At 60.0% G+C, this 12,321-nt stretch carries 12 protein-coding genes; 2 read left to right on the top strand and 10 right to left on the bottom strand.

Translation table 11 applies throughout. The annotated features are described in order from the left end of the window. Nucleotides 1-30 precede the first annotated feature (30 nt). Nucleotides 31-876, top strand: a complete 846-nt coding sequence (locus QO231_RS12810) for a DUF6635 family protein (RefSeq protein WP_316776849.1) — start codon at nt 31-33, stop codon at nt 874-876. A 2-nt stretch (nt 877-878) separates the two neighbouring features. Here the strand turns inward: QO231_RS12810 and QO231_RS12805 are convergent, their stop codons facing one another. From QO231_RS12805 to QO231_RS12760, 10 genes are all read right to left on the bottom strand, one after another. Continuing rightward, nucleotides 879-1,271 (bottom strand): PIN domain-containing protein, encoded by a 393-nt coding sequence (locus tag QO231_RS12805; protein WP_316776847.1) that lies wholly within the window; start codon nt 1,269-1,271, stop codon nt 879-881. A gap of 112 nt (nt 1,272-1,383) precedes the next feature. Beyond that, a complete protein-coding gene (locus QO231_RS12800; protein WP_316776844.1) occupies nt 1,384-2,157 on the bottom strand; it encodes an MBL fold metallo-hydrolase in 774 nt (257 codons plus the stop codon). A 198-nt stretch (nt 2,158-2,355) separates the two neighbouring features. Then, nucleotides 2,356-2,922 (bottom strand): biotin transporter BioY, encoded by a 567-nt coding sequence (locus QO231_RS12795; RefSeq protein WP_316776842.1) that lies wholly within the window; start codon nt 2,920-2,922, stop codon nt 2,356-2,358. 49 nt (nt 2,923-2,971) lie between these two features. After that, on the bottom strand, nt 2,972-4,138 hold the full coding sequence (locus QO231_RS12790; RefSeq protein WP_111368592.1) for an acyl-CoA dehydrogenase family protein: 1,167 nt from the start codon (nt 4,136-4,138) through the stop codon (nt 2,972-2,974). Then, on the bottom strand, nt 4,135-6,162 hold the full coding sequence (locus tag QO231_RS12785) for an acetyl/propionyl/methylcrotonyl-CoA carboxylase subunit alpha (RefSeq protein WP_316776839.1): 2,028 nt from the start codon (nt 6,160-6,162) through the stop codon (nt 4,135-4,137). The genes QO231_RS12790 and QO231_RS12785 overlap by 4 nt, the downstream gene beginning before the upstream one ends. Continuing rightward, a complete protein-coding gene (locus QO231_RS12780; protein WP_111368594.1) occupies nt 6,147-6,941 on the bottom strand; it encodes a crotonase/enoyl-CoA hydratase family protein in 795 nt (264 codons plus the stop codon). Before QO231_RS12780 ends, QO231_RS12785 begins: the two co-directional genes overlap by 16 nt. A gap of 10 nt (nt 6,942-6,951) precedes the next feature. Next, the gene (locus QO231_RS12775) at nt 6,952-8,550 is read right to left on the bottom strand and encodes an acyl-CoA carboxylase subunit beta (RefSeq protein WP_111368595.1); all 1,599 of its coding nucleotides are present in this window, start codon (nt 8,548-8,550) and stop codon (nt 6,952-6,954) included. 4 nt (nt 8,551-8,554) lie between these two features. Further along, the gene (locus QO231_RS12770) at nt 8,555-9,184 is read right to left on the bottom strand and encodes a TetR/AcrR family transcriptional regulator (protein ID WP_111368596.1); all 630 of its coding nucleotides are present in this window, start codon (nt 9,182-9,184) and stop codon (nt 8,555-8,557) included. 180 nt (nt 9,185-9,364) lie between these two features. After that, nucleotides 9,365-10,195: an SDR family NAD(P)-dependent oxidoreductase gene (locus tag QO231_RS12765; RefSeq protein WP_111368597.1), complete on the bottom strand. Its 831-nt coding sequence runs from the start codon at nt 10,193-10,195 to the stop codon at nt 9,365-9,367. Nucleotides 10,196-10,219: 24 nt separating this feature from the next. Next, nucleotides 10,220-11,404 carry a lipid-transfer protein gene (locus QO231_RS12760; RefSeq protein WP_111368598.1) on the bottom strand — a complete coding sequence of 395 codons (1,185 nt, stop codon included), beginning with the start codon at nt 11,402-11,404 and terminating at the stop codon, nt 10,220-10,222. Nucleotides 11,405-11,684: 280 nt separating this feature from the next. Here QO231_RS12760 and QO231_RS12755 point away from each other — a divergent pair, with 280 nt between their 5' ends. Next, a complete protein-coding gene (locus QO231_RS12755) occupies nt 11,685-12,296 on the top strand; it encodes an acyltransferase (protein ID WP_111368599.1) in 612 nt (203 codons plus the stop codon). Nucleotides 12,297-12,321: the final 25 nt, after the last annotated feature.

The raw sequence follows: 12,321 nt of genomic DNA, 5'->3' as shown, positions 1-12,321 counted from the left end.
AGCGCGCATTTTACGAAGAGTATCTGAGCAATGGATCAAGCCAATGTCACGGTGGAAACCACCGCAGCCACTGAGTCCGCGATCACTGATGCAATCCGTGTGCGTGCTTTCGTTTGCAAGCACTTCTATTGGCCGGGAGTACTCCGGTTGCACAAGCCCGCGCTTGGGTTGGACCTATTGCGGGCACCGCTCAATGTGATCCTTGCGCCTGTTTTCATTCTGGTGCGTCTCGCGTCACTCGTTTTGACATGTCTGTCGTTCGTTCGCGCAGGACAGTGGTTGGCAACCCGCCGCATCATCCTGCGTTCGGCCGTCTCGCGCGAGATCGAACGCGCCCTGATTGAGGAGGTCCTGCTTCCCCGAGCGCCGTCTGGCACGATACCTGACAAGGCCTGCGGACGGATGGTCGAAGATTATGTCGGCATTCGCAGCGCCGTTGCCGAAATTGCAACGACGCTTGTCGTATTGGGCTTGGGCCTGATCGTGTTTCGGGCTGCAACGCCGGGTGTGCTGTCGCTTGCGCCACTTGTGTCCGACCAGGCGGCTTTCGGCGCGGCGGTCGCGGAGTTTCCGCTCGGGCAAGCGCTTGGCCGCGCCTGGTACGGGTTGTTTCCCGTCGACCGCTCGGGCTGGTTCATCGCTGGCATCACTGTACTGCTCGTGTTCTGCGCTTCGATCCTGACGACTTTTGCAGGGCTTGTGGCGGACCCGATACAGGCGGTGCTCGGCATCCACCGGCGGCGACTGATGCGCTTGTTGGCTCGGATTGACCGGACACAGGAACCGGGATCGGGTATTGCACGGGAGCATCTACTTGCCCGTCTGGCCGACATGACAGATGCCACTGCAGCCATTCTGCGTATTCTGCGGCCATGACATTACGTCGGTGGAAAGGCGTTCAAACCTGGAAACTGATGACAGCAGATATTCAAAACGGATTCAGCAATTCTGCGCCAGTTGCTTTGAAGTCTGAAACATTGCGGGTCACAATTGTTGCCTGATGCGACAGAGCCGATGCGGCAATCATCAGGTCCGCGCCGGCATCTCCGATATCGGCGGACAGCCTGTCCCCACTGCTGCGCGTCACGCGTCGTGAATGGCAATATCCGATCCTGAAACAGCGTTTCGGTCCGGCTCAGCCACTCCTTCAGATCGCTGTCAAAATCGGGATTGAGCTTTTCTTGTTGGCGTATTCCTCGGGAGAACTCGCCGATAGAGATCACACTCAGAAAGAGCTCATCATCCCGTTGGGCATAGAGCCAAGTTGCCAATTTGTCGTGACGCTCCGGACGCCGCACCGCCGAGACGACATTGGTGTAGAGGATATACAGGCTAGATAGATGGCTAGATGAAAATCATAAATGAATGATAATGAAGTTTATGTTAATTTACCCTCCAGATCCCTTCTTCCTGAGCCACTCGCGATTCAGAAAGAAGTTTCTGTAAATGAGCCACAACATTCCTTTCGGCGGCCATTGCAATATGCGGGTCAGATTTCTTGTAGACTGAAGCGGCGATATTCTGGACTGTATCGGAAGTATTTAGGAGATGCTTGAGGATCTGGGTCTCGCGGCGCATCCGGTTGGCAAGTAACCGTTCGATGTAAGGGCGCGGATCCTGGAGTACGGGCCCGTGACCCGGCAGGCAGATCCTATCGTCGCGATCAATAAGCCGTTGAAGCTGGTCGCAGTAATCACGCATGTTGCCGTCAGGGGGGCTGACGATCGAACTGTTCCAACTCATCACGTGGTCGCCCGTGAATAACACTCCATCCAGCCTCGCAAAGCAGAGGTGATCGCTCGCGTGACCGGGTGTGTGAAGGACAGTAAGACCGGCAATCCTTTGCCCGTCTTCCAAAAACCCGTCGGGTTGAAATGCATCGTCTGGAAAGGCACGCGAAACATAAACGGGCAGACCTGTCCGTTCGCGCAATCCCGGCACGGCACCGAAATGATCGGAATGGTGGTGTGACACTAGAATTCCGGCCGGGTTGCCTCCCAGATTCTCGACAATTGCTTCGAAATGTGCACTGTCTTCTGCTGGACCCGGATCGAGAATGAACCGACCGTCAGGTGTATCAATGATGTAGCTGTTCGTCCCGTGATAGGTCATCTTCCCGGGATTGCTCGCAACGATCCTCAGGATTCCCTCGGCCACCTGTTCTGCACGCGCGCGACACGGTTCCGGCTCTGTGTGAAACATGCTGCGTTTTGTCATTGAATACGACCACTTTCTGACAGTGAAAAGTCTGGGACTTGCAAAGCCGCCTTTTGCTTTGCATAGCTTTGGAAGCCTCGGGCTGGCGTCCAGCGCCGGTCAGAACCGGCGCTGGAACAAGGCAACAAAGCCCAGCAGTCAAGCGTGACCCCGATTATGGAAACCTGTATACAGCACTACAGCAATTGCTGCCTTCGTCAGGTCTCCAAGCAGGAACGGGTAAAGCCCGGCGTTCAGCAATTTTTCGCCATAGCCGACAAAGCCACCCAACCAGAATAGCCCTGCGCAATACATAAGTATCGAACCGGAGAGGACCGCTACAGATGCTCTGATTGAAGGCGGAAGCCCTGCCAGCTTTTGAACCATCCATCCTGCAGCCGCCGCCGCGAGCGCAAACCCAATCAAGAATCCGCCAGTGGGACCCGCAAAATAGGCCAGACCCGCCGGTGCGGGAGGCGTGCCAGCGAAAACCGGCAGGCCAAACAGACCTTCCAGAAGGTACGCAGCGACAACTAGACTACTGCGCACCGACCCCAGGAAAAGGCCGAGACCCAAGACCACCAGGGTTTGTGTTGACATCGGTACCGGGTAGAACGGCACCGCGATTTTGGCGGATAGTGTCAGAAGTATTGTGCCGATGAGTATTATTGAGATCTCTCGGGTCAGTCTTGCGACCGGTTGGCGTTGAGTGGCTTCCAAATTCATCTGTTTCGTCCTTGTTTCTGTAGATCGTTGATTTGCTGGATAGGGAAGCTCACATGCGCTTGGCGACTTCTTCCAGCATGACCTCGCTCGCACCGCCGCCGATGGCCTGAACACGGGCGTCGCGCGACATGCGTTCAACCGGGGTTTCGCGCATATAGCCCATGCCGCCGTGAAACTGGACGCAGTCGTAGAGCACGCTGTTTACCAGTTCGCCGCAATAGGCCTTGACCATCGAGACCTCTTGCACGCAATCGTGGCCCGCCGCGTCCAGACCTGCGGCATGATAGACCAGCTGCCGTCCCGCCGCGATCCTCGTCTGGCAGTCTGCCAGCCGCTGGCGCACCACCTGCTTGTCCCATAGGACACCGCCAAAGGCCTTGCGCTGCTTGACGTATTCCACTGTCATGTCCAGCGCGGATTGCGCTTCGGCACAGGCCATTGCGCCCAGGACGATGCGTTCGTTCTGGAAGTTTTTCATCACCGAATAAAAGCCTTTGTTAACCTCGCCCAGCACATCCTCGGCCGGGATGCGGACATCCTCAAAGATCAGTTCGGCCGTGTCCGAGCAGAGCCAGCCGGTCTTGTTCAGCGCCCGACCGACCGAAAAGCCCGGCGTACCCTTTTCGATCGCGAACATGGTGATCCCGCGGGAACCCTTTGCATCGGGATCGGTCTTGGCACCGACAAAGTAGAGGTCGCCATGCACGCCGTTGGTGATGAACATCTTGGTGCCGTTCAGCACCCAGTCCGACCCGTCCTGCACCGCGCGGGTACGCATGCCAGCCACGTCCGATCCTGCGCCCGGTTCAGTCACGGCCACGGCGGTAATCTTTTCGCCCGATACGATCGATGGCATCCAGTGCGCCTTTTGTTCCGGGGTGCCTGCGTTTTCCAGATGCGGTGAGGCCATATCCGTATGGACCAGAACCGTGGCTGAAAACCCGCCGAAAGTGGAGCGCCCCACCTCTTCGGCCAGTACCACGCTGGACATCACGTCCAGCCCCGCGCCGCCATATTGCGCGTCATAGCGCATCCCCAGCACGCCGAGATCGCCCATCCGGCGCAGCACGTCACGGGGCACCATGCCCTCCTCTTCCCATGGCTCCGCCTTGGCGGTCACTTCGGTTTCAATGAACCGGCGCAGCTGGTCGCGGATCATGTTGAGGTCTTCGTTGAACGGGCCGGTGGCCGCGGTGATGGTGTCTTGTCTGGTCATGTGTTTTCCTCCGGGTCGAGTTTGATAAGTGGGGCGTGCCCGGCGACCGTATCGCCTGGTGCACAATAGATTTCTGTCACCACGCCCGCGACCGGCGCGGGCAGGCTTTGCAAGAGCTTCATGGCTTCCAGCACCACCAGCGTATCACCTGCTTTGACCCGGTCTCCGGGCGCGACACGCACCTCGGCGACGGCGCCGGGCATGGGTGCCGTCAGCAGGTCAGCGCCGCCAGATCCGCCGGTGGCACGTTGCAGATGCTGATCTTCCAGCGTACGCAGGTCTGTCGCGGTCATTCCGGCAGGGGTTTGCAGGTGCACCCGCCAGTGACCCGGCGCGCGCACGACATGGGCGATGCGCGAAAACGGAACGCCGTCGATGCGTCCGCTCAGACGGTTCCCTGTCAGGCCGACATTTTCGGCCGTTATTGTCTGGCCGTCCGGCTGTACGGCGGCAAGCACCGTCCCGGGCCCGGGCCCGGACCCGGTCACGCGGATCGGATCTTCCTCGGATGCGCTCCAATAGAACGCAGTGCCGGGCAGTCCCGCAGGGGCCGTGAGCCGCCAAGATCCAAGGCTGTCCCAAGGCGATGCGCCTGCCGGAGTGAGGTGCAGATGCAGCGCCATGGCGGCGAGGCCGGCGTCCTCGGCTTTGGGCGTCGGTTCTGCCCAGCCATCCGGGAACAACTCGGCAAGGCCCGAGGTATGATGCCGGAAGGCATGAAAATCAGGATGGTTCAACAGCGCCCGCTGATAAGACAGGTTCAACCCGACGCCGCCCACCACAAAGGCATCAATCGCAGCAATGGCCTGACGGATTGCCCCTGCCCTGTCCGGCGCATGGGTGATCAATTTGGCCAACATCGAATCGTAATGGTGGCTGACGATTGACCCAGCCGCGACGCCGCTATCGAGCCGCATGCCAGCAGGCGGCGCCCAAAGGGTGATCTTGCCGGTTTCGGGGCGGAAATTCTCGGCGGGGTTCTCGGCGGCGATGCGCACTTCAATGGCGTGGCCGTTTAACGGCACATCCGATTGCGCCAATGTCAGGGTCTCGCCCCGCGCGATACGCAACTGCCATTCGACCAGATCAATGCCGGTGATGGCCTCGGTCACCGGATGTTCCACCTGAAGGCGGGTGTTCATCTCAAGGAAGTAATACTCGCAGCGCTCGGAGTCATAAAGATACTCAACCGTCCCGGCGGACCGATAACCTATCGCCTGCGCCAGTCGCACAGATGCTGCGCGCATTTCGTCGCGAAGGGCCTCGGGAAGATCGGCAGCAGGGGCTTCTTCGATCAGCTTCTGATGATTGCGTTGAAGCGAACAGTCGCGGTCACCGAGGTGCAGGACATTGCCATGGCTGTCGCCGAACACTTGCACTTCGACATGTCGCGCACGAGGCGCGTAGCGCTCAAGGAACACTGCGGGATCGCCGAAGGCGCCTTGCGCTTCGGCCCGGGCAGATGCGATTGCTTCAGACGCGCCGCTCAGATCAGAAACAAGCCGCATGCCGCGCCCGCCCCCACCGGCGCTGGCCTTAACCAGAAACGGGGTGCCAAGCTTGCGCGCCTCTTCCAGCAATCGTGCGTCGGACTGATCTTCGCCGCGATAGCCGGGCAGCACAGGAACTCCCGCATCCTCGGCGGCGGCCTTGGCTTCGATCTTGCTTCCCATCCGTGCGATTGCAGCGGCAGAAGGCCCGATGAACACAAGGCCCGCCGCATCGACCGCTGCGGCGAAACCGGAATTTTCCGACAAGAAGCCATAGCCCGGATGCACTGCCCCTGAGCCGGTCGCGCGCGCGGCGTCCAGAATGGCCTCGACGTTCAGGTAGCTGTCCGCAGGCGCGGCCCCGCCGATACAGACGGCGTGATCGGCCTCCGCCACGAAGGGCGCTTCGCGGTCTGCATCCGAAAACACCGCCACGCTTTCCAATCCCAGCTTGCGGCACCCGCGCTGGATGCGCCGGGCAATCTCGCCCCGGTTGGCGATCAGAACGCGGGTGAAGCTCATTTCACCCGCCATGACGGAATGTCCTTGTTAATGAAGCTATTGATGCCCTCGATACCTTCCTCAGTCTCCCACGCATCGGCTAGCCGGTCGGCGGTGTAGATCATATTGGTCTCCAGATCGTGCGATGCGACATAGGCGATCAGCGCCTTGGTATCGGCCACTGCACCCGGCGCAGCCTGAAGGTGATCGTGCACCACACGGTCCACCACGGCGTCCAGACCGTCGGGCGCGACAACTTCCGTCAATAGTCCAATCCTCTCGGCGCGGGCCGTGTCGAACAACGCGCCCGACAGCATGGTTTCACGCGAATGCACCTTGCCGATGCGGGCCACAACGTAAGGCGATATATTCGCGGGCAGCAGGCCCAGTTTGACCTCGGTTAGACCGAAGCGCGCGCCTTCGGCACCGATGGTGTAGTCGCAGACCGAGATCATACCGACACCGCCACCATAGGCTGGGCCGTTGATCCGCCCGATCAAGGGCTTGGGCAGCGTGTCAAGACGGCGCAAAAGCCGTGCCAAGGTAGCGCTTTGTTCGACCCGCTCGGCGCGGCTTTTCTCGACATTCGAAGCGAACCAGTTGAAATCGCCGCCTGCGCAGAAGCTTTTTCCTATGCCGGTCAGGACCACGATCCGCACACTTTCATCCGCGGCCAACTTCTGGGCCGCGTCGTAAAGCTCGGCGATCAGCGTGCCGTTCAGCGCGTTGTGCTTGTCCGGGCGGTTGAGCGCGACAGTGGCAACTCCTCGCGCATCGGTTTCGACAAGGATGGTTTGATAAGTGGTCGTCATGGCGTCGGCCTCACATTCTGAAAACAGGCGTATGACGACCGACTTCGGGCACCGACGTCACAATGGCCAGACACAGGCCAAGGATATCGCGGGTTTGCGCGGGTTCGATCAGCCCGTCATCCCAAAGCCGCGAGGTGGCATAATAGGGATCGGATTGTTCACCATACTGGGCGCGCACCTGCTCTTCGATCAGCTTCATGTCGGCCTCCATTTTGTCTGGGTCACCCCCCTTCTGGCGGCGCAGTTCCAGCATCACATTGGTGGCGATGTCGGCGGACATGGTAGCCAATTCTGCCGTTGGCCAGGCAAAGAGAAAATTCGGAGCGAAACCCCGTCCACACATGCCGTAATTTCCCGCCCCGTATGAGCCCCCCAGCAAAACCGACAGGCGCGGCACCTTGGCCACCGACATGGCATAGACCAGCTTGGCACTGTCTTTGGCGATACCACCGCGTTCGGCGTCGGTGCCGACCATGAAACCGGAAATGTTGTGCAGGAAAACAAGCGGGATGTTCCGCTGATCGCACATGGATACGAATTGCGCGCCCTTGAGCGAGCTTTCGGACAGAAGCGCCCCGTTGTTGGCCAGAATACCCACGCGATAGCCGTGGATCCGTGCCGTGCCGCAAACCAATGTTTCACCCCATCCGGGCTTGAACTCGCGGAATTCGCCGACGTCGATCATGCGCAGCAGAACCTCGCGCATGTCGTAGGGCTCCTTGCGGTCGGCGCTGATGACGCCAAGCAGCTCGGACGGATCACGCGCAGGCGGCTGGGGCACCTCGTCTGCCTGAATCGGGCGCGACTGACCAAGCTCGGCCACAATGTCGCGCATCAGTGCGAGCGCGTGGTGCTCGTCCTCGGCCAGGTGGTCGGATACGCCGGAGACACGCGAATGCATCTCGGCCCCGCCCAGCGTTTCGCCATCGACCTCTTCGTTGATCGCCACCTTGACGATCGACGGCCCGCCCAGATGGATGCGCGCGTTGCCGCGCACCATGATGACCTCGTCCGACAGGGCGGGAATATAGGCCCCGCCCGCCGTGCAGCCGCCGAACACGGCCGAGATCTGCGGAAGACCGCTGGCCGACATGTTGGTCTGGCGATAAAAGGAATTGCCGAAATGGCGAGCATCGGGGAAGACCCTGTCCTGTTCAGGCAGATAGGCCCCGCCGCAGTCCACCAGATAGAGGCAGGGCAACCGGTTTTCCGCCGCGATTTCCTGGGCGCGAATGTGTTTCTGCACGGTTTCGTGATAGAAAGAACCACCCTTCACTGTCGCATCGTTGGCGATCACAACGCAGGGCAGCCCGTGGACGATCCCAATACCGGTCACGATCCCCGCACCGGGCACCTCGCCTCCGTATTGACCGTAGGCGGCAAGCGACGACAGCTCAAGAAACGCAGTGCCCGGATCCACCAGCAGGTCGATCCGTTCGCGAACCAACAGCTTGCTGCGCTTGCGATGCCGCGCGACCATGTCGGGGCGGCCGCCAGCCGTTGCTTCGGCGATCCGCGCGCGCAGCGTTTCGACGCGCTCGCTTTGTGCGGCGTGGTTGAGGGTGTAGGTCTCTGATGCGGTCAGCACCGCTGTTTCAAGACGTGCCATGAAGTCAGGTATCCTGTCTTTGGAGTATCCCGTTGAGGAACACATCGGCATAGGTGCGTGACAACGCATCGGCGCTACCGCGGTCCGGGTCGAACCAATCGAGCGTGGCGTTCAATGTACCGATCAGCATCAGGCGCAGGCGGCGGATATCGACGTCTTGCTTCAGCGTGCCGTCTTTCTTAAGCTGGGACAGAAGACTATCCCACTCTGCCTCATAGGCCCGTCGCGTGGGCAAGTTGGCATCCCGCACGGATTGCGGCACCTGCCCGAAAATACGCACATTCGCCGACGTATAATCGCTCACATCAAGAAGCGCGCGCAGATGCGCCCGGATCGCGGCGCGAAGTACCGTTTCGCCGTCGGTATCGGCTGGCAGGTCGGTGATGGCGTCTCTCATGCTCGCGTGAACGACTCGAATCCCTGCATCAAGAACGGCCACGACGATCTCGTCCTTGGAACCGAAATGATAGTATATGCTACCCGCCTTGATCCCGGCGGCCTCGGCAATTTTTCGGAGCGAAACGGACCCGTAGCCTTGTTCGCGGAAAAGCCGCGCGGCAATGTCGAGCACCCCGTCCCGTCCGACCGCGCTGCGCGATGTCTCGTTGACTTTGCTTGCCGTGTTTTGTGCCATAGACCTTCGTTTCGCCCCAACGTCTAACTAACGACCGTTAGGTGAATAACGCAAGTGAGTCAATCGTCGTGATCGTGCCAGATTAGAGTTTGCGGGAAATTCCGCATGGGCGACCGCCATGAGGCCGCCCAGACATTAATGTGCTTGCCTGGACCCCGTCATCGGGTCTGGGCAAATGCCTTAGATCACGAAGCCGCCGCCGCAGATGATGTGCTGGCCCGAGATGAAGTTCGATTCGGGTGAGCAGAACAGATAGACAGCACCAGCAGCCTCTTCTGGAGTACCGACCCGACCCAGCGGGATCATGCGCTCCATCTGGGACAGAAGATCAGGGTTGACGCCGACCTTGATCTCTTTTTCCTCGACCTTGATCGTGCTGTCACCGTCCGCGCTGCCCTCCGTCAGACGGGTGCGGATCGGGCCGAAGGCCACGGCATTGACGTTGACCTTGTAGCGGCCCCATTCCTTGGCCATCGTCCGGGTGACACCCAGTATGCCGGCCTTGGCGGCGGAATAGTTGATCTGCCCCGCGTTACCGCCAGTGCCGGCGATAGACGAAATGTTCACCACTTTGCGGAACACTTCCTTTCCGGCGGCGGCCTCTTCCTTGGCCTTGGCGCTGATTACCGGCTGGGCGGCGCGCAGGATCTTGAAGGGCGCGGTCATGTGAACGTCGATGATCGCCTGCCACTGCTCGTCGGTCATCTTCTGAACGACGCTGTCCCAGGTGTAGCCGGCATTGTTCACGATGATGTCGAGTCCGCCGAAGCTGTCCACGCCCGTCTTGATGAACCGTTCGGCAAAACCGTCTTCGGTCACGCTGCCGGCGCAGACCACCGCTTCGCCGCCAGCGGCGCGGATAGCTTCAGCGGCTTCATTGGCCGGGTCGGCGTCCAGATCGTTGACCACTACCCGGGCCCCTTCCGAGGCCAGTTTGAGTGCGATTTCGCGGCCAATGCCTCGGCCCGAACCCGAGACCAGGGCAACACGCCCGTCGAGTTTTCCAGTCATATTAATTCCTCCCGAAAGACGCTATCAGGCTTTCTCATAAAGTGTGGTGACACAGGCCCCACCGAGGCCCAGATTGTGCTGAAGTGCCAGGCGCGCGCCATCGACCTGGCGCGCATCAGCCTGCCCGCGCAACTGCTGGACAAGCTCGGTACATTGCGCAAGGCCGGTCGCCCCAAGAGGATGACCTTTGGACAACAAACCGCCCGACGGGTTGGTCACGTATTTTCCGCCATAGGTGTTGTCGCCATCATCAACAAACTTCGCAGCTTCACCTCGGCCGCAAAGGCCAAGCGCCTCGTAGGTGATGAGTTCGTTGTGGGCGAAACAGTCGTGCAGTTCGACCACATCCACGTCTTCGGGCCCGATGCCCGCAGCCTCGTAGACCTGATCGGCGGCGCGCTTGGCCATCGAAAAGCCGACCACCTCGCGCATATCATGGGCTTCGAAGGTTTCCGGACCGTCCGTTGTCATGGCCTGCGCCGCGATCCGAACCGAACTGTCCAGTCCGTGCTTGTCGGCGAATTCCTTGGAACAGATGATCGCGGCGGCTGCGCCACAGGTTGGCGGACAGGCCATAAGCTTGGTCATGACGCCGGGCCAGACCACCTGCGCAGCCATGACGTCTTCCGCCGTCACTTCCTGGCGGAATAGGGCCACCGGGTTCTTGGCCGCATGGCGGCTGGCCTTGGCGCGGATCTTGGCGAAGGTCTCAAGAGGCGTGCCGAACTCGTCCATATGCGCCTTGCCCGCACCGCCGAAGTACCGCAGTGCCAGCGGGATCTCCGAACTGCCAACCAGATCGTCGGTTTCTTCGTCGAAAGCCGCAAACGGGCTGACCCGATCGTGAAACATCGCGCCGATTGCGCCGGGTTGCATTTGTTCGAACCCAAGCGCCAGAGCACATTCCACCGCCCCGCTTTCCACGGCCTGACGCGCCAGGAACAGGGCAGACGACCCGGTCGAGCAATTGTTGTTCACATTCACAACCGGGATGCCAGTCATTCCAACATTGTACAAGGCGCGCTGACCGCAGGTGCTGTCGCCATAAACATAGCCCACATACGCCTGTTGAATTTTTTCGTAGTCCAGACCTGCGTCGGCCAGAGCAGAGCGGGTCGCCGCGGTTGCCATGACATCGTAGCTCTCGGATTTTCCCGGCTTCTGGAACGGGACCATCCCGACGCCGGTGACATAGGCTTTGCCTGTCATTTCTTTCTCTCTCCCATGCTTCGTCCGGCGATTCTGAACGCGCTGCCAAACCAATTTCTACCATTTGTTAGAATTTAGATCCTAACCTTGGGAACTGTCAACATCTTCACGCCGAGACGTCGGGTGCTTGCGTTGTTTTCTAACATATGTTTGTTTTTCTTGACTGCGAGTTCTGGAAATCAGTACATTTCAGGCCTTTGGATTCCGGCAAGACGGGCGATGAACATTTGCTGCTTGTTTCCTGAAATCAGCGACACCCAGACTACGAAAGGCAGAGAGAATGGCGTATTGTTATGAATTCAAGGGGTTTATACCCGTTGTTCCCGAGGACACGTATGTCCATCCTCAGGCCATTTTGATCGGAAATGTCATCTTGGGTCATGGATGCTACATCGGACCCGGAGCAAGCCTGCGGGGCGATTTCGGCAGGATCGTGATCGGCGACGGCGCCAACGTCCAGGACAACTGCACCATCCATTCCTTTCCCGGCCGCGATGCGGTGGTCGAAACCGACGGTCATATTGGCCATGGCGCGATCCTGCACGGTTGCACTGTGAGCCGGAATGCTCTGGTCGGTATGAACGCCGTCATCATGGATGGCGTTGAACTTGGGGCGGAATCAATCGTTGGCGCGCAGGCTTTTGTGCGAGGCGAAACCGTCATTCCGCCCCGTTCGATGGTGGTCGGATCTCCGGCAAAGGTGATCCGCGAGGTCAGCGAGAAAGAAGTCGCTTGGAAGACCCGCGGCACGGCGGAATACCAGCAACTCGCGCGTGACTGTCTGGTCGGATTGATGCCCGTCGAGCCGCTGAAGGTGGTCGAGGCGGACCGGCCCGAGATGGCTGCCTCTGACGTCGTTTCCATTCAGGAGGCGCGGCGGACGTCGTCCTGACCTGTCCGGTCTCGGGACGGATTTC

The sequence above is a fragment of the Sedimentitalea todarodis genome, from assembly GCF_032595355.1.
GTDB lineage: Bacteria > Pseudomonadota > Alphaproteobacteria > Rhodobacterales > Rhodobacteraceae > Sedimentitalea > Sedimentitalea todarodis.
The sequence above is the reverse complement of the archived record's forward strand: the minus strand, read 5'-3'. Positions and strand labels throughout refer to the sequence as shown.

Coding starts and splice junctions, on each gene's coding strand:
- QO231_RS12810 (WP_316776849.1), top strand. CDS start 31: ATGGATCAAGCCAATGTCACGGTGGAAACCACCGCAGCCACTGAGTCC.
- QO231_RS12780 (WP_111368594.1), bottom strand. CDS start 6,941: ATGACGACCACTTATCAAACCATCCTTGTCGAAACCGATGCGCGAGGA.
- QO231_RS12785 (WP_316776839.1), bottom strand. CDS start 6,162: ATGGCGGGTGAAATGAGCTTCACCCGCGTTCTGATCGCCAACCGGGGC.
- QO231_RS12770 (WP_111368596.1), bottom strand. CDS start 9,184: ATGGCACAAAACACGGCAAGCAAAGTCAACGAGACATCGCGCAGCGCG.
- QO231_RS12795 (WP_316776842.1), bottom strand. CDS start 2,922: ATGAATTTGGAAGCCACTCAACGCCAACCGGTCGCAAGACTGACCCGA.
- QO231_RS12790 (WP_111368592.1), bottom strand. CDS start 4,138: ATGACCAGACAAGACACCATCACCGCGGCCACCGGCCCGTTCAACGAA.
- QO231_RS12775 (WP_111368595.1), bottom strand. CDS start 8,550: ATGGCACGTCTTGAAACAGCGGTGCTGACCGCATCAGAGACCTACACC.
- QO231_RS12765 (WP_111368597.1), bottom strand. CDS start 10,195: ATGACTGGAAAACTCGACGGGCGTGTTGCCCTGGTCTCGGGTTCGGGC.
- QO231_RS12760 (WP_111368598.1), bottom strand. CDS start 11,404: ATGACAGGCAAAGCCTATGTCACCGGCGTCGGGATGGTCCCGTTCCAG.
- QO231_RS12755 (WP_111368599.1), top strand. CDS start 11,685: ATGGCGTATTGTTATGAATTCAAGGGGTTTATACCCGTTGTTCCCGAG.